Origin of the sequence: Bradyrhizobium sp. CCBAU 51745, from assembly GCF_028128715.1 — a bacterium.
Taxonomy (GTDB): Bacteria; Pseudomonadota; Alphaproteobacteria; order Rhizobiales; family Xanthobacteraceae; genus Bradyrhizobium; species Bradyrhizobium manausense.
The window spans coordinates 359997-377394 of the sequence record NZ_LBJP01000008.1 but is presented as its reverse complement, the minus strand read 5'-3'; the positions used below and the strand labels follow the sequence as shown (position 1 = coordinate 377394).

Below are 17398 nucleotides of genomic sequence, written 5' to 3'. Positions count from 1 at the left end.
ACCGGGTTCACGACGCCTGCTTCAGCCGCTCCAGCGCCTCGAGCAGCTTGGCCTTGCGGGCCAGCGCCGCCTCGCGCTTTTCGCGCTCTTCCTCGACGACCTCCTCGGCCGCGTTGGCAACGAATTTTTCGTTGGCGAGCTTGGACTCGGCACGCTTGATGTCGGCGTCGGCCTTGCCGATTTCCTTGTCGAGACGGGTCCGTTCGGCGGCGAAATCGACCACGCCCTTCAGCGGCAGCGCCGCCACCTCGCCGCGCACCAGCAACTGAACCGCGCCGTCGGGCGCGCGATCGGCGAAGGAGATGTCAGACAGCCGCGCCATACGCTTGATGACGTCGGTCCAGCGCGGCGCGCGTTCCCTGGTCTCGGCCGAGGCGCCCGCGAGCACCAGAGCAGTGAGCGTCGCCGGCGCGATGTTCATCTCCGCGCGGACCGAGCGGATCTGCGTGATCAGGTCGATCACCCAGCCGATCTCCGCTTCCGCCTTGGGATCGGTGAAGTCGGCATGGTCGAAGATCGGCATCACGAATGCCGGCGAGACCAGCGGATCGGTGGGACCTGCCGCCGCTGCCAGAATCGCCAATTGCTCCGGCGAGGGAGCGGCTGGCTTCAGCGGCCACTCCGCCAGCGCCAGCAGGCCGTCGCGCTTGGCCGTCACCTCCCACAGTTCTTCGGTGATGAAGGGCATGAAGGGGTGCAGCAGCTTCAGAATCTCGTCGCGCGCCCAGGCGACCATGGCGCGGGTCTCATTCTTGGCCGGGCTATCGGGACCGAGCAGCACGGGTTTTGCGAGCTCGACATACCAGTCGCAATAGACGTTCCAGACGAAGCGGTAGATGCTGCCTGCGGCGTCGTTGAAGCGATAGGCTTCAATGGCCTCGGTCACCTCGCGTGTGGTGTGCGCGGTCTCATGCGCGATCCAGCGATTCAGCGTTTCCTTGGCCTTGGCCGGCTCGAACCCTTCGGGCACGGCGCAATGGTTCATCTCGGCGAAGCGCGAGGCGTTCCAGAGCTTGGTCGCGAAATTGCGATAGCCCTCCACGCGGCTGGTGGCGAGCTTGATGTCGCGCCCCTGCGCGGCCATCGCAGCCAGCGTGAAGCGCAGCGCATCGGCGCCATATTCGTCGATCAGGTTGAGCGGATCGATGACATTGCCCTTCGACTTCGACATCTTGGCGCCCTTCTCGTCGCGGACGAGCGCGTGGATGTAGATCGTCGAGAACGGGATCTCCTTCATGAAGTGAAGGCCCATCATCATCATCCGGGCCACCCAGAAGAAGATGATGTCGAAGCCGGTCACCAGCGCGTTGGTCGGGTAGTAGCGCTGAACTTCGGGCGCGTCCTCGGGCCAGCCGAGCGTCGAGAACGGCCACAGCGCCGAGGAGAACCAGGTATCGAGCACGTCCTCATCGCGCGTGATGAAGCCCTCGCGCTTGTTGCGGTCGAGCGCCATCTCGCGGCCCTGCTCGGCCGTGATCACCTCCTGCTCGACGTAATAGCCGAGCGCGTGGCTGACCGCCTCCTCCTCGGTCTCCGCGACGAACACCTTGCCGTCGGGACCGTACCAGGCCGGAATCTGATGGCCCCACCAGAGCTGGCGCGAGATGCACCAGGGCTGGATGTTCTCCATCCACTCGTAATAGGTCTTTTCCCAGTTCTTCGGCACGAAGGTCGTCTCGCCCGACCGCACCGCCGCGATTGCGGGTTTTGCCAGCGTCTTGGCGTCGACATACCACTGGTCGGTGAGATAAGGCTCGATCACGCTGCCCGACCGATCGCCGTGCGGGACCATGTGGGTGTGAGGCTCGATGCGTTCGACAAAGCCGAACGATTCCAGCCGCTCGACGATGCGCTTGCGCGCCACGAAGCGGTCGACCTTGTTGAACTCCTCGGCGAATTGCGTGGCGCCTTCCGGCAGGCCCTTCAGATAATCCTCGTTGTCGACGAGGTCGAGACAGCCTTCCTTGTCCAGCACGCTGATGCGGCGCAGGCCGTGGCGATTGCCGACCTCGAAATCGTTGAAGTCGTGCGCCGGCGTCACCTTCACGGCGCCCGAGCCCTTTTCCGGATCGGAATATTCGTCGGCGACGATCTTGATCTTGCGACCGACCAGCGGCAGGACCACGTTCTTGCCGATCAGCTTCTGATAGCGCTGGTCCTCGGGATGCACGGCAACGCCAGTGTCGCCGAGCATGGTCTCGGGACGCGTCGTGGCAACCACGATGAAGGTCGAGCGATCCTCCGGGTCGAAGGTCTTGCCCTCGATCGGATAGCGCAGATACCAGAGGTGACCCTTCACCTCGGTCTGCTGCACTTCGAGATCGGAGATCGCCGTGAGCAGCTTGGTGTCCCAGTTCACCAGCCGCTTGTCCTTGTAGATCAGGCCTTCGCGGTGCAGCTCCACGAACACCTTGATGACGGCCTTGGACAGACCCTCGTCCATGGTGAAGCGCTCACGCGACCAGTCGCAGGAGGCGCCGAGGCGCTTGAGCTGGTTGATGATGGTGTCGCCGCTCTCGGCCTTCCACTGCCAGACCCGCTCCAGAAACTTCTCGCGACCCATCTCGCGGCGACCGGGCTGCTGGCGCTCCATCAGCTGGCGCTCGACCACCATCTGGGTGGCGATGCCGGCATGGTCGGTGCCGGGCTGCCACAGCACGTCGCGACCGCGCATGCGCTCGAACCGGCACAGAATGTCCTGGAGCGTGTTGTTGAGGGCGTGGCCCATGTGCAGCGAGCCCGTCACGTTCGGCGGCGGGATCACGATGGTAAAGGGCACCGCGTCGCGGCGGTCGGGACGGCCGGCCTTGAAGGCAAGGCTGTCCTCCCACACCACAGACATGCGGGCTTCGATATCGGCGGGCTGGTAATTTTTCTCGATCATGGGGCTGCTAGAAAGCCGCGCGCGGGGCTCAAGTCAACGGAAAGCTCAGCGGCAAAAGGGCTTTCCGGCCCGTTCGGAAGCCCTGATATAGCGCTCAAGCGGGGCTTAATCAGGGCTTGGCTTGGAAGAGCTTGGTTTGGAAGAGCTTGGCTTGGATGAGCCTGGCTTGGCCCTCAGCGGCCGCCACGCGAGACCCGCTCGATTTCAGCCTTGACGATGCGTTCGACCAGGCCCGGCAGATTGTCGTCGAGCCAGGATTTCAGCATCGGACGCAGCATCTCCTTGACCAGGTCCTCCAGCGTCCGCGCATTGCTGCTGAGCACCGTGTGGGCCAGCGAGTTGAAGGCGGATTCGACCGCCGAGACGGTCGACTGGGCCAGAATCGGCTGCTGCGGCGGCAGCGGCGGCGCGTCATAATCGACCGGCGCGTAGGACGGCGGAGGCGCCGGACGCGGCGGCGGCGCCTCGGCGAATTCGAGATCGTCGCGCGGCTCGACCTTGCGGAAGCTTGGCGGCGGCGGCGCCGGTGTCGGCGCGGGATCCATCGCCATCTCGTCGGTCAGCTCGAGCACGTCGGGCTCGGGCTCCGGTTCGGCCTCGGGTTCAGGAGCCCGCACTTCGGGCGCCTCCGTGGCCTCGTCGAGCCCTGCCAACAGTGCGTCGATATCGTCCTGGCTGTTGGGCCCGGCATCAGCGGCGGGCGCAGGCGGCGGAGGTGGCGCGGGCTTGGCAGCCGGCGGCGGCGCCGGCTTTTCGGCAGCAGGCTTTGCAGGAGCGATCTTGGATGGAGGAATGTCAGCCATCGGCTTTGCTGCAGGCGCAGGTGCAGGCTTTGCAGCCTCTGCGGGCGGCGGCTTCGCCTCGTCATCGGCAATGATGCGCCGGATCGAGGCCAGAATCTCCTCCATGGAGGGTTCTGTGACCTTTGCAGGCTGCGTCATCTCCGACTCCACATCATCAACGCCCTCGCATGCGTTGTTTTACACCAAGCACGACGGCATTGGCCGGTTCCGGATGCGTCGTCCGACATTTTCGTCGCGACAGCCAGACTTGTCCCCAGATCACGACTCAACATGAGGCGGCGCGCCCCTGCCCCGTCACTCAAGCGCCACGCACGCAACATCGGATGCGGGCCGAATCGATCGGCAGCATCTTGGCAAGGCTATGTCAGGGATTTTGACGATTGCAAGCAAGGCACCGGTCGGTCTCGGCAGTTTGCGAGGCCGACCGGAGAACTACGGCAATCAGCGTCCGTCAGGCGTGCGCACGCCGACCCAGCTGTCGCGGACCTGCTGGTAGTGCACGCTCGGATCGTAGACGGTGGTGTTGAGGCCGAGCACCTGCGGTGCAAGGCGGCCAACGGAGGCGAGCACGTTGTAGGATGCGACGACCCGATCGTGCTGTGCGGTGACCAGCGCGACGCGCGCATTGACCAGCGCCTGCTGGGCGTTGAGGACGTCGAGGGTGGTGCGCTGACCGGCCTTGGCTTCCTCGCGCACACCGTTCAGCGCGATCTCGGACGCGGTGACCTGCGCCTGCGCGGACTGCACCTGCGCCTTGCCGGCCTGCAAAGTCCCCCAGAACTGCACCACGTTGGCGCGAACAGTGTCGCGAGTCTTTTCGAGGTTCAGACGTTGCTGCGCCAGGTTTTCCTTCGATTGGCGGATCAGCGAATATTCTGCGCCGCCCTGAAAGATCGGCACGGAGGCCGTCGCGATGGCTGACGCGGTGCTCGTTCGGAAGACCGTCAGCTGCTGCTGGTAGGCCGTGCTGGCAGTCGCCGCGACCGTAACAGTCGGCAGCAACGCGCCTTCGTTGATCTTGACCTGGAGATAGTTGACGTCGATGCCGTACATCGCAGCCGTGACGTCGGGATGTTGGGTCAGGCTGAGCTCGACGGCCGAGGCGAGCGTTGGCGGCAGGAATCGGTCGACCGGGGAGCCCGGCGCCAGATTCGTCGGCTCGTTGCCGATGATCCGGCGGAAATTCGCGCGCGTCGTCGTGAGCGTCGATTCCGCGGTCAGCGCTTGAGTCCTGCCGGCAGCCAGCTGCGCTTCGGACTGCGCGACGTCGGTGCGTGTCACTTCGCCCACGTTGAAGCGATCACGCGTCTGCTTCAGCGTCTGTTCGAGCACGCGCACGTTGCTGCGCTGGACTTCCAATGTCGCGGAGTCGCGCAGATAGTCCATATAGATCGTAGCTGCACTCAGAAGCACGGATTGGTCCATGCTGCGCAGTGCTTCGCGCGTACCGGAGACCTGGCTCTCCGCCGCGCGCGTCTTGTTGGCGGTCTGGTTGCCATTGTAGAGCGTCTGGCTGACGCTCACGCTGGCGGCGTTGGGCTGAAGCGGCGGGTCGCTATGGATCGCGAGGCCCTTCTGCGTCGGCTGGACGTCCTGGTATTGATAACCGCTGCTGAGGCTCAGATTGACCTTCGGGCGATAGCCCGACAGGGCCTGAGGCACGCCTTCGTCGGTCGAGCGCACCTGCGCACGCTGTGCGTTGAGCTGCGGATTGTTCTGATAGGCGCGCACGAGCGCAGCCTCGATCGTATCCGCCAATGCAGGCACCGGCCCGGCAAGCGCCATCAGCAGGACCGAAACCGCTGCTCCGGTGAAAAGCTTCACCCCATGCATCCCTGAAATTCCGTTCATTCTCACGCCAGGCTCGTGCCCGCGAGCCTGGTTACCGTATCCGAGTGGAGTCGTTGCCCCGCCGCAACATAAGACGCGGTCAAGCGCGACGGAACCACCTCCCGGTGGTTCTCAGTGGAAACTCTTCACGTGCAGCATCCCGGCCACACTTCTGATTCAGAACGGGATTTTACGGGGTTTCGGTCGTCAGAAGACGAAGGCAGGGGCCCGTTCCAGGCCGGGCAGCACCGGGGCAGCCGCGTCGAACAGCGGCCGGTAGCCGAACTCGCCGTGCGAGCGGGTCACGATCATGGCCCGAGAGGGCCTGGATTCGGCCGAGACCCCCACCAGGCGCCCGCCTTCTTTGAGCTGGCCAAACAGGCCGTCCGGCGTCACTTCGGTGGCGCCGTTGAGGACGATCACGTCATAGGGCGCGCCGGCCGGCTCGCCCTCGGTGCAGGCGGCAGCCTTGCAGGTCACATTGGTGAGCCCGAGCGCGGCGAAGGCGTCCTTGGCTTTGGCCACCAGAGCCGAATCGCTTTCCGTGGCTGTAACCTGGCGCGCGAGCCTCGCGGTCAGCGCAGCGAGATAGCCGGTCGCGCAGCCGACCACCAGTACGCTGTCGCCCTCGCCGATCTCGGCGGCCTGGAGCAGCTTGCCGGTGAGCTGCGGCTTGATCAGGAAGCGCTTGGCGCCGCTCTCGCTGACATCGAGATCGAGGTCGAGATAGGCCAGAGCCTGCCGGCCCGCCGGCACGAAGGCCTCGCGGGGAACCGTGAGCATGGCATCGAGAATGCGGCGATCGGTGACGTCATTGGTGCGCACCTGGCCATCGACCATTTTTTGGCGCGCGGTCGAGAAACCGGACATTTGCGGACCCTGCAAGGCGGACGATGCCGCGAAAGATGAATTTGGCGGCATCTTTGGAACAGGCTCCGCGAAAACGCAACACGTCCGTTGGCCGGTCAGCCAGCGGCTGCGCAACGTCAGCGCATAGAGGTGCGAAGGCTTATTCGATCGCGACCGCCAGACGGCCAATCAGGGCCGCCACTTCGTCCAGCCGCGCCGAATCGGGTGTCTCGACCGCGCGAGCGAGACAGGCAAGGCACTGATCGTCGCTCAATTCAGGGATATCAGCCGGCAGAATCGAGGGGGCCTGGTCGGCACGGTCGATCTGGATGTCGGGCATGGGAATCAGCTCCGTAAGAGTCCGGCCCAGCGAAGCTCGATGTGAATTAAGTCGATTTGGTGCCGTCTGCGTTACGGTGTGCGTCTCGACGTACACATCCGCTTGAACACGATTCTGCGGGGCCTGGCCGTGCGACGGGGTTGAGAGACCAATCGAGCAAGATCGCCCGCCACATCAATATGCGCCTGCAAATTATTGAAAGTAAGGCGGAATTTGGCTCCCCGGGCTGGATTCGAACCAGCGACCATCCGATTAACAGTCGGATGCTCTACCGCTGAGCTACCGAGGAAAAGGGCGAACCGTTCGTTCGCGCGCGCTGCGTATAACAAAGCCGATTGCGCTTGCAAAGGACGAATTCGTCATCATCCGCAAAGCATCGAGGCAGGGCTGATCGAGCCCTCCCCGCGGGCTTGTCAGGCCTCGGTCAGGCCGAGTTACTCGGCGACGAACGAGGTGGTCTTGGTGCCGGGGTCGTAGCGCAGCCGCAGCGCCGTAAACTTGCAGAGGTTGACGTTCTTCCAGAGGACAGACTCGTCATAGTTCTGCCAGTCGACGCGGATGTTCCAGACGCACCCCTCATCGTCATCGTCGAACTCGACATAGGTGCTCGCCTGGTTCTGCAAAACCTTGTCAAGTTCGTTGTCCCATTCGTCCAGGCCATCATCAGGGGCATTGAAGCCGAGGAATTTGATGGCGTAGCCGGTCTCGTTGACGACGGTGACGTTGCGGGCATCGGCGGCGAAGGCTGCCGTGGCAGCGACAGACAGGCCAACGGCGATCAGCCCGGAGAGAAAATACTTCATATGAAATCCCCGATCGAAACAGGCCTCAGCGCCTGACGTCGATCGGCGCAGGCGCCGCGGCAACAAATGGCGTTGCCTCGAGAAATTCGTCCGGAGCGCAGTCGAAAGGCTCAACACGCAATCGAACCGCCCTCCGGAGCCGTGCGCGACGCGAGACGCGCACGGGACGTTCTTATCGTTCCGACTTCTCAGCAGCAATGAACCGGCATTCATAGATCGGCCGAGTTGGTTTTCTCCGGCGCAGGCACCGCCGCCGGCGTACCCGCCGCACCATTGGCCTTGCCGGTCACGGCGCCGACCAGCGCCTTCACGGGATCATCGCCGGGCGCAAAGCCGCTCTGGCGCAGGATCTCGTCGATCATCGGTCGCAGCGCGTGCACCTTGAGCAGCTCGCCGGCGAGCCCCTCGCCGAAGCCGACGCCGCCGCCCACAGCTCCGTTGCCATTGCCACCGAACGCGCCGCCGGTGTGCAGGATGCGGACGTCCTTGAGGTTGGCGATCGGCCTGACCATCTCCGCCAACGCCGAGGGCATCGTCTCGATCCGCTTCTTGGCGATCTCGAAATCGATGACGTTGGCGCCGAGCTTGTTCTGCGCCTCGTTCTTCATGGTGATGACGGCAGCCTCGGCCTCGCCGATGTTGCGCACGCCAACCGCCTTGATCTTGTTGGATTCAGCTTCGGCGGTCGCCAGCGTCTTGACGGCCTCGGCGCGGTCGAGCGAGGCCCTCTTCTCGGCTTCGGCCGCGACGATCAGCTCGGTCGATTTGCGTTCGGCCTCGGTGCGTGCGGCAAGCACCTGGGTCAGACGGGCACGGTCCGCGACCTCGACGGCGCGCGCGGTGACCACCTTTTCTTCGGCGGAAACGGCAAGCGCTTCGGCCGTCTTGGCCTCGGCGACAGCTTCCGAGGTCTGCTTGCTCTTGGCCGCGATCTGGATCTCGTTCTCCTGCGTGGCGATCTGGATCTCGCGCTGCGCGTCGGTCTTACGCTTGTTGATCGCAAGATCCGACTCGATGACTGCGGTCTCCTTGATTTGTTTCGCGCCCGCTTCCTTCTCGGCGACCGCCCGATCGGTGTCGATGCGGGCGTTCTCTTCCGTCAGGCGCGCGGTCTGGGTTGCGGTTGCGACCTCGGCGCGCGTGCTCGCAGTCTTGTTGGCGATGTCGCGCTCCTGCGACAGCTCGGCCTCCTTCTTGGTCCGCTCGATCCCCAGCGTCTGCTGGCGCGCTTCAAGATCCTTCTGGGCGATCGCGACTTCGTTGTCGCGCACAATGGCGTTGCGGTCACGGCGGCGGGTCTCGGTGATGGTCTTGAGCTGGGTCAGGCCTTCGGCGTCGAAGAAGTTCTCGGGGTTGAAGAACTTGACGTCGGTCTGGTCGAGCTTTGTCAGTGACACCGACTCCAGTTCGAGGCCGTTGGATTTCACGTCGGACTCGACCGTTGCCTGCACGTGCTTGACGAAATCGCTGCGCTTTTCCTGCAATTCCAGGATGGTCATGGTCGCCGCCACCGAGCGCAGGCCGTCGACGAATTTCGCCTCGACCTGGTTGCGCAGGGCTTCGGCGTCATTGGTCAGCGCGCCCAAGGTCTGGCTCGCCAGCGCAATGCTCTCGTCGTCGGGGCGAACGCGGACGTAGAATTCGGCGACGATGTCGACGCGCAACCGGTCCTTGGTGATCAGGGACTCCCGCTCCTTGCGCTCGACCGTGAGCCTGAGCGTCTTCAGGTTGACGCTGGCATAGGAATGGAAGATCGGCAGGATCATGGCGCCGCCGTCGAGCACGACCTTCTTGCCGCCGAGGCCGGTGCGCACGAAGGCCTCGTCGCGCGTGGCGCGCTTGTAAAGGATGGTGAAGATGATGCCCAAAACGACGATCAGCGCGACGCCGATCATGGCCGGGACTGCGATGTCGAACATAACTTTCTCCGCTAATGGACTTGCTGGCTTAGAGTTGCTTTGGCCGGTTTGAGTTCATCGTCTGCCTTCACCGCGACGAAACGGGTGTCGACACGATCGACCAGGAGGACGAGGGTTCCCTGCGGCAGCGGCGCCGAGTCCGGCGCTGCAACCGCAAGCACGAAGTGGCGGTTGCCGTGGATATCGGCGACGCTGACGCGACCGGGCGGGCCCTGGTCGAGCGGGCCGACGACGACCTCACCGACGCGGCCGACGAGATCGCCGAGGCCGATAACGTAGCTTTCATCCTTCGGAATGATCCGGGCAATACCCCGGCTCGCGCCGCGGACCAGCGGGACCGAGACGACGACCGCCGCCAGCGAAGCGATTGAAGCCGGCAAGGGCCCGGCCACCATCCGTGCGACGTCCTGGATCAGGAAGCCGGTGATCGAGAAGGCGCCCAGCGCCAGCAGCAGGAAGATCAAGAGCGGCACGCCGCCGACATTGATCCAGGAGATGGCGTTGATCACGCCATTGTCGCTGGAATGGCTGAAATCGATGCTGGTGCCGAGCATCTCGCTCAAGGAGGCCCCGACCAGCATCGTGACCACTTCGAGCGCGCCGACGATGAGGATCATGGCCGCCGCGATCGCGAACGGCCGGACCTCCGGCGCCATGACGTGTTCGAGCAATGCGCTCATGACACGATACTCTTCAGGAACGCGACTTCAACCGCGCGAGCCTTGCCGCAATCTCCTTGTCGCGATGCAGCGCGCTGAGCTCGTCGATGTCGCTGGAATACGGAATGCCCGCCGGCACGCCGGTGACGCGCGCCACCGCCCTGCCCGCACGCAGCGCCTTCGCCGCCGCGGCGCTGCCGCCGCGCTTACGCGGCGAATGCGAAGCGTGGTGGCTTGCTTCCGCCTCGCTCTTTGCGAGATCGACGCGGCGCTGCTCGGCATCCTGCAGCGCCGAGAGCACGGCACGCAGCGATGTCACGCATTGCTCGATCTTCTCGTTGTTCTCGTCGATGGCGCGGGAGAGCACCTCGAACTGGGCCTCCAGATCCATCTGCCGGGCGATGCCGGCGCGGGCGAGATCGTCGCGGCCGTCTGTGATCGCGCCCTCGATCTTGGCGGCAAGATCGGTCATCTCGCGCTCGATCTCGGTGCGGCGGGCGTTGAGGCGGTATTCCTCGGCGCGGGCAGCGGCGAGTGCATCGCGCGCCTCGCTCTCGGCGCGCTCGATCTCGCGAATGGCCTGGCCCACGACTTTCAGCTTGTTGTTGCCTTCCGCCTGCTCGATCGCGTCATAGGCGATGCCGGCGATCAGACGCCCGACCCGTGACAGGAAATTCTCGGGAGCGGCTGCGATGGTATCCATAGCGTTCTCCTCCTCTGGCAGACTGTTCGGCGTGACGCCGTAGTGAACCTCGAAACCGTCGTCGGTGCGGATCAGGTGCGCGGGCACGCTCTGCCCCCAGCCCTCCGCGTAGCCGGCATAGTCGAAGGGGACGCTGAAGCGCCCCTGCACGGTCGAAATCGAAATGGTGGCCGGGCCCTTGATCTTGGCGAGCTTGTCGTCGAGCGGCAGGCGGCGGCCTTGCGACGCGCGGTACTCGGCGCGGTCGCGCAGGCCCAGCGTCACCAGCCGCGACGGCAGCGCGGTCTCTTTGCGGATCGGCTCATAGGCATGGGCGTGCAGCAGGACGACGTTGGAGCCCACATTGTGGGTCCGCGCGACCTCATCCAGGATCTCCATCATGCGGTCATAGGCCTGGAACGTCGCCTCCATCGCGGCCTTGGCGGCCGGGTCAGGGGCAAGCCGGTATCGAAGCGCCGATGGCGCATTTCGGGGCGACGGGCTCATGGAAAGCACTAAAGCACCATTTTAGTGCTTTCCAAGAGGGAAGCTCGATCAAATTCCGCTGATCCTGGTGCACTCTATGGGTTAGTCGCTGTCGCCTGGGGCCGCGTTCAAGGCGGCCCATCACTCCTACCTCACCGCCGATCAAGACTTCTTGCACGCGCGGGTTGCAATTTGAGACGAAATGCGAGGGAGCGATTGGCAACGCAGTTGGCAGCTCCGCCTCATGTCCCGGACACGCTGCAAGGTGAAACGTTGCGGCGCAGAGCCGGGGCGCGAGACCGAGGTTGACGCGCTCCACTCTCTCCACCGTCATTGCGAGGAGCCCTTCGCGACGAAGCAACCCAGAATCTTTCCGCGGAGGGATTCTGGATTGCTTCGCTACGCTCGCAATGACGGAGCGAGGGTCCTGCATGGCGCTCCGATAACTCGCATCTTACTCGCAGATATAGCTCCGCGTCCTGCGTCCACCATGGCTCACCCCACGTTCGTGACGATCGCGATACGCCCCTCTGACCGGGAAGAGGTGACGCATGAATACGCCAAAGTCGAATTTCGGTAACACGGAATATTTTCGCGCGCGCCGATTGACCCGCTGCTTGGGTGTTTTGCCCGCCGGGCAACGCAAGGGATGGTGTTTTATTCCGGACTGGGCCATCAATCCGTCACGGGACTATCCCCTCAAGCGTCCGCCGAGCGCGGTTCGAGACCGGGACACGATCGATGACTGCTCCGCATCAGGCGACCGGCTATCGAGTGCGAACCGCCCGGCTGCTCTGGGCACTCGCCGTCAGGATCGCACGCGGGCCGGTGTTGGCACTGCTCATCTGCGCGGCGTGGTCGACGGCCGAGGCCGAGACCGCCAAGCTGAGGGTCGCGACCCGCATCGTGCCTCCCATGGTCGTCGAGAATAACGGCGTGCTGGGCGGCTTCAGCATCGAGCTCTGGAACAGCATCGGCAAGCGGCTCAATCGCGAGACCGAATATGTCGTGTTGCCCGATGTGAGCGAATTGCTCGATGCGGTGGCAAGTGGACGAGCCGATCTCGCCATCGCGGCAATCTCGATCACGTCGGAGCGCGAGGACAGGTTCGACTTCTCGCAGCCGATCATGAACTCTGGCCTGCAAATCCTGGTGCGCGGCACGGCCGTCAATGTCGAAGCCAATCCGCTCCGCGAGCTGATGCAATTGTTCTTCTCGCGCACCCTGCTGGTCTGGCTCGGCATTGCGCTGCTCCTGATCCTCGTGCCGGCGCACCTGATGTTCCTGGTCGAGCGCACGCATCACAGCGGCATCATTCCAACCCAAAAATATTTTCCGGGGATTTTCCATGCGATGTTCTGGGCGGCGGGCACGCTGGCCACCCAGGCCGATCAGATGCCACGGCACTGGATAGCCCGGATCGTGGCCGTGCTGTGGATGTTCACGGGGGTGGTGTTCGTCGCGTTCTATACAGCCCAACTGACGGCTTCACTGACGGTGCAGCAGATCAAGGGGCCGATCAACGGCCAGCAGGATCTTGTCGGCAAGACCGTCGGCAGCACGCGCGGCAGCACGGCAACCGCCTATCTGAGCGAGCTCAAGGCAGAGGTTCGCGAGTTCGAGAAGGTCGATGACCTCTACAAGGCGCTGCTGGACCAGCAGGTCGACGCCGTCGTGTTCGATGCACCCGCCCTGCTCTACTACACCACTCATGACGGCCGCGGATTGGCGCGGACTGTCGGCGACGTCTTTCACAAGGAAGATTACGGCATTGTCTTCCCAACCGGCAGTCCTTTGCGCAAGCAGGTCAACGAAGCCCTTCTGGGGCTGCGCGAGAACGACACCTATCTGCGGATCTACGAGGAATGGTTCGGCAAGCACTAAGGCGCGATGAGATCGGGTTGAATCGTCATGGGGCTGGCCGTCATGGCCGCCGGCAGACCAAATCGATCTCGATCAACGCATCGTAGGCAAGCCCGGTGACGCCGACGCAGGTGCGGGCCGGAAGGCAACCGGGTGCAAAGTACGTGCGGTAAGTCTCGTTCATCATGGCGTAGTCTTCCTTGAAGCGAGTCAGGTACACGCGCGTCATCACCACGTGCTCGAGGCCGAGATCGAGACCGGCAAGAACCAGTTTCAAGTTCTCCATCACGGCACGGGTTTGCGCGACGATGCCGTCGGGCAGGACGCCCGGTGCGTGTGGCGTATCCGGCATCTGGCCGGTGACGAAGACAAAGCCGTCGGTTTCGACGGCGTGGCTGAAGGGCGCGACCGGCTTCGGTCCGCCGCTGATCATGTGGAATTTCACTCGAATGATCCCTGGGTTTTGGACGCGTCCCGAAACAGGCGCTTGCTGAGGATGGCGTGCACGCCCCAATTGCCGTCGACCACCTGCGTCACGCCGAAATCGACCGCGGCCGACATCAGCGCGATCGCCTCGTCCTCGCTGAGGCCCTTCACGTTCATCAGGAAACGCCGCATCTTGCGGAACGCATCCTTCATGGCGAGGTCGAGCGAGGATGTTGCATAGACCTCGCTCTGGCCCTGCGCGCCGAACTCGGCGAGATAATTGGGATGGCTGAAGCCGGTCAGAACCCAGTCGGTCGCGGTCTCGATCAGGGGATAAGAGAGATCGGCAAAGGGCCGGCCGGCGAGATCCGCCTTCTTGTGCAGGATCACCTCGAACGTCCCGGTCATCGAGCATTCAATCGCGGTGCCGCTGAGCTCACCGTCGCCCTGTGTAGCGTGGGAATCCCCGACAGATAGCAGCCCGCCGGGAACGGACACCGGCAGATAAACCGTCGATCCCTTGCCCAGCCGCCAATTGTCGAGGTTGCCGCCGAAATAGGACGGCGGAACCGAGTCGACGAAGTCAACCTCGCGCGGTGCTACCGCGATCACGCCGAAATGCGGCCGCAGCGGAATACGGACGCCGTCGAGCACGGCATGCCGGCGCTTGATCGTAGCAGGTGCAACGGGAATGCCAGGATAGTCGTAGGTGGCGTGCACAACACCGAAGGGATCGGTCTGCGGTTCCCAGCGGTAGGAATAAAGCGCGCGGGCGTGCGGCTCCACCGCGTCGTCGAAGATCTCGTAGATAGTGACGATCTCGCGCGGCCTCGGGCCGCCGAGAAACTCGTTGTAATGATAACCCCACCACGCCGCCACCGAAGAGCCGAATACGCGACCCGCATGGTCCGGGCTACGACTTGCGCGAGGCACGATGTCGAGGATGCGCACCTCCAGCACGTCGCCGGGCTGCGCGTCCTTCACCGCAACGGGCCCGGTGCAGATGTGGACGCCAAACCCCTCGCCGGCGCCACGACCAAACACGCTGGCATCCATAGGGCCCGCGCCGCGGCGGTCGACGTTCTTCCTGGCGGCCGTCCAGCCAAACACGCTTTCAGCGCCGGGATCGCCTGCGATCATCATCTCCGGCGCATCCGAGGCGTGCTGGGTCAGGGTCTCGATCGTGATGGTATCGCCAGAAGCGATCTCGATCTGCGGCGGCAGCGAGCGGCTGAAATAGCCCCAATGGACGCGACTGGCCTCGACCGGGAGATGATGATGCCGTTGCCCGGCGGTTCTCGCCTCCCCGGTGTCCGTGCGCAAGACATTGCTGCGGGCCTCCGCGCTCGCATGCACGCGCAGCTGCGCAAGCGCCTCTTGCGGCCAGCCGCGCTGACCGGCAAGACCGTGCTGCAACGTCGCGCGCTCGGCCTCCTGATGGCGAAACTCCCGCGGAGCGAGGCCAAAGCGATGGCGGAAGGCGCGGCTGAAATGGGCGGAATCGCCGAAGCCATAGGCGTAGGCGATTTCCGAGATCGAGCGATGCGCTTCGGTCGGGCTCGACAGATCGGCCCAGGCGCGCTGGAGCCGTCGCTCGCGAACGTAATGGGTAAAGTTGTCGCCCACGGTTTCGAACAGCTTTTGCAGGTAGCGCTCGGAAATCCCCTCAGCCTGTGCGACGCGCACCGGCACCAGATCAGGATCGCCGAGACGGCGTTCGATGGTCTGGCAGATCCGGTGCAGCAGCGCGGCCTGCGTCGCACTCGATCCCGCGTCTGACGTCGCGGTGGCCTGCTGATGGGCGAGCGTCAGCAGGAGATCGACCAGCGACTGCGCGACCGCATTCCACTCGGCATCGCCGAGTGTGTCGAGCGTGCGCGCGGTCGCGTCCAGCAAGCGGGCGAAGACGTCAGCGAATCCGCCCGATGGAACGACGCGGGGCTCGCCGAGCCGAGGTTTGCCGGAGAGGCGCCCATGCAGCGCCTCCGAGGTCACGGCCAGCACAATGGCGCGCATGTCGCGCTGGAACACGATGCTCCAGTCGCCGCTGCGCGGCAGCAACACCAGATGGCCAACCGGAACGATGCGATGACCGCCCGTGCTTTTCAGCACCATGCCATCCTCGACCGGCATCAACGCAATCGGCGGATCGTCATTCGCCTGCGCGAGCGGTGCGACGCTCTGCGCCCCCGCGGCCATGCGCGTCAGCGCGACGCCTGTGGCATGACGATGCGAGGCGGTCGCGTGCCCGTCATAAAACAAATTATTCGCCGCCGGTCGCAGGCCGACCGCAGCCAGCACGTCCCGCCAGGCTTCAGGGCGGTCGTCTTGCGCGTAGGACTCGCTCGTGAAAGGGCGAAAACTCATCGGATCGACCCAGATTGCGGTCGATCGAAGCAACCTCTGTGCCAGACGCACGCGGTCATCCGTCGCAGCGACGGGCTGCAGATGAGGTTCGTTGGTCACCGCGATTGTCCTGCCAGTCGTTCCGGGGCTCGCGAAGCGAGAACCCGGAACCTCGAGATTCCGGGTTCGGTCCTGCGGACCGCCCCGGAATGACGGAGTATGGCCATCACTCGCACCGAAACATGTTCTTTCTGATCGTGCCGTGGACGCCCCAATTGGCATCGACGACCTGGGTGACGCCGAAATCGGCGCCCACCGACATCAGCGAGATCGCCTCGTCCTCGCTGAGACCATGCACGGTCATCAGGAACCGGCGCAGTTTCCGGAACGCATCGCGCATCGCGCGGTCGAGGCTTGAGTGGTTGGCAATCTCGGTTTGTGCGTCGGCACCGAGGGCTGCGAGATAGTTCGGATAGGTGAACCCATAAAATGACCAGGCGTGGTCGGTCTCGAGCATGGGATGGTCGAGGCCTTCGAGATGGGTGCCGGCCAGATCAGCCTTCTTGTGCAGGATGAACTCGAAATCGCCGGTCAGCGAGGTTTCGATCGCGGTGCCGCCGAGCTCACTGTCGCCTTGCGCGGCATGGGGATCGCCGACCGAGAAATAGGCGCCTGGCACCGCGACCGGATAGAACATGCGCGCGCCCTTGCCGATGCGCCAATCGTCGATATTGCCGCCGGTGTAGCTCGGCGGGATCGAGCTGACGAAATCGGCCTCCGACGGCGCGAGGCCCATGGTGCCGAAGTGCAGTCGCGCCGGCACCTTCACGCTCGCGAGGATGTTCTCGCGTTTCCTGATCGTGGCGTGGTCGACACGGACGCCGGGATAATCGATGGTCGGATGCACGATGCCGTCGGGGTCGGTCTGCGGGGTCCAGACGTAGTTGTAGACGGCTTTCGCGTAGGGCTCGCCTGAGGTGTCGAGCTCGAAGATGGTGACAACCTCGCGCGGCTTCGGCTCCTCGATCAGGTCGTGATAGTGAAAGCCCCAATTCGCCGCGACATTGGAGCCGAAGCAGCGGCCGGCATGGCAGGCGCTGCAGCTCGGCCGCGGCCTGATATCGAGGATGCGCACCTCTAGAATATCGCCGGGTTCGGCGCCCTCGATTGCCACCGGACCTGTGAGGAGATGCACGCCGATCCCCTCGCCTGCGCCGCGGATGAACGGGCCTTCGGTCGGGCCTGAGCCGCGGCGCGCCACCGCCTTGTGCTCGCGCGTCCACTGGAACACGCTCTCGGCGCCGGGATCGCCCGCGATCATCCGCTCGTAATCGTCATTGGCGTGATGGGTGAGCGTCTCGATGGTGGCGCGATCGCCCGAACGCAGTGTCAGCGCCGGCGTAACTTTCTTGGAGAAATAGCCCCAGTGGACCGTTTTGGGCGAAACCGGCAGCGTGAAATGCTTCATGAGGTGGCCTCTTCGGGAGTCTTGAACGTCGCGGATGCGG

The 17398-nt window shown here is 64.3% G+C and carries 13 protein-coding genes and 1 tRNA gene; 1 reads left to right on the top strand and 13 read right to left on the bottom strand.

Annotated features, from left to right (window positions below):
* Positions 1–7 precede the first annotated feature (7 nt).
* The 10 genes from XH98_RS12560 to XH98_RS12515 all read right to left on the bottom strand — a co-directional run bounded on the left by XH98_RS12560 (position 8) and on the right by XH98_RS12515 (position 11285).
* Positions 8–2884 carry a valine--tRNA ligase gene (locus tag XH98_RS12560; RefSeq protein WP_271618754.1) on the bottom strand — a complete coding sequence of 959 codons (2877 nt, stop codon included), beginning with the start codon at positions 2882–2884 and terminating at the stop codon, positions 8–10.
* A 173-nt stretch (positions 2885–3057) separates the two neighbouring features.
* Positions 3058–3825, bottom strand: coding sequence for a PopZ family protein (locus XH98_RS12555; protein ID WP_271618753.1), 768 nt, complete (start codon positions 3823–3825; stop codon positions 3058–3060).
* 303 nt (positions 3826–4128) lie between these two features.
* Entirely contained in the window at positions 4129–5520 is a 1392-nt protein-coding gene (locus XH98_RS12550; protein WP_271598833.1) for a TolC family outer membrane protein, read from the bottom strand.
* Between the two features lie 204 nt (positions 5521–5724).
* Complete coding sequence (locus XH98_RS12545) at positions 5725–6387, bottom strand: protein-L-isoaspartate O-methyltransferase family protein (protein ID WP_271598781.1); 663 nt, start codon at positions 6385–6387, stop codon at positions 5725–5727.
* A 139-nt stretch (positions 6388–6526) separates the two neighbouring features.
* Complete coding sequence (locus tag XH98_RS12540; RefSeq protein ID WP_057754932.1) at positions 6527–6706, bottom strand: hypothetical protein; 180 nt, start codon at positions 6704–6706, stop codon at positions 6527–6529.
* A 214-nt stretch (positions 6707–6920) separates the two neighbouring features.
* Positions 6921–6995 (bottom strand) — tRNA-Asn (locus XH98_RS12535).
* Between the two features lie 145 nt (positions 6996–7140).
* Positions 7141–7509, bottom strand: coding sequence for a hypothetical protein (locus tag XH98_RS12530; RefSeq protein WP_271598780.1), 369 nt, complete (start codon positions 7507–7509; stop codon positions 7141–7143).
* Between the two features lie 209 nt (positions 7510–7718).
* Complete coding sequence (locus XH98_RS12525; protein WP_271598779.1) at positions 7719–9428, bottom strand: flotillin family protein; 1710 nt, start codon at positions 9426–9428, stop codon at positions 7719–7721.
* A gap of 11 nt (positions 9429–9439) precedes the next feature.
* Positions 9440–10108 carry an OB-fold-containig protein gene (locus tag XH98_RS12520; protein ID WP_271598778.1) on the bottom strand — a complete coding sequence of 223 codons (669 nt, stop codon included), beginning with the start codon at positions 10106–10108 and terminating at the stop codon, positions 9440–9442.
* 13 nt (positions 10109–10121) lie between these two features.
* Positions 10122–11285 carry a PspA/IM30 family protein gene (locus tag XH98_RS12515; protein WP_271618752.1) on the bottom strand — a complete coding sequence of 388 codons (1164 nt, stop codon included), beginning with the start codon at positions 11283–11285 and terminating at the stop codon, positions 10122–10124.
* Positions 11286–11996: 711 nt separating this feature from the next.
* On the opposite strand from XH98_RS12515, the gene XH98_RS12510 reads away from it, so the two are divergent.
* Positions 11997–13139, top strand: coding sequence for a transporter substrate-binding domain-containing protein (locus XH98_RS12510; protein ID WP_271618751.1), 1143 nt, complete (start codon positions 11997–11999; stop codon positions 13137–13139).
* Positions 13140–13179: 40 nt separating this feature from the next.
* Here XH98_RS12510 and XH98_RS12505 read toward each other — a convergent pair whose 3' ends face one another.
* The 3 genes from XH98_RS12505 to XH98_RS12495 all read right to left on the bottom strand — a co-directional run bounded on the left by XH98_RS12505 (position 13180) and on the right by XH98_RS12495 (position 17358).
* Complete coding sequence (locus XH98_RS12505; RefSeq protein WP_271598775.1) at positions 13180–13563, bottom strand: RidA family protein; 384 nt, start codon at positions 13561–13563, stop codon at positions 13180–13182.
* Positions 13560–15911, bottom strand: a complete 2352-nt coding sequence (locus XH98_RS12500) for an acetamidase/formamidase family protein (RefSeq protein ID WP_271618790.1) — start codon at positions 15909–15911, stop codon at positions 13560–13562. Before XH98_RS12500 ends, XH98_RS12505 begins: the two co-directional genes overlap by 4 nt.
* Before the next feature lie 205 nt (positions 15912–16116).
* Complete coding sequence (locus XH98_RS12495; protein WP_271618750.1) at positions 16117–17358, bottom strand: acetamidase/formamidase family protein; 1242 nt, start codon at positions 17356–17358, stop codon at positions 16117–16119.
* Between the last annotated feature and the right edge of the window lie 40 nt (positions 17359–17398).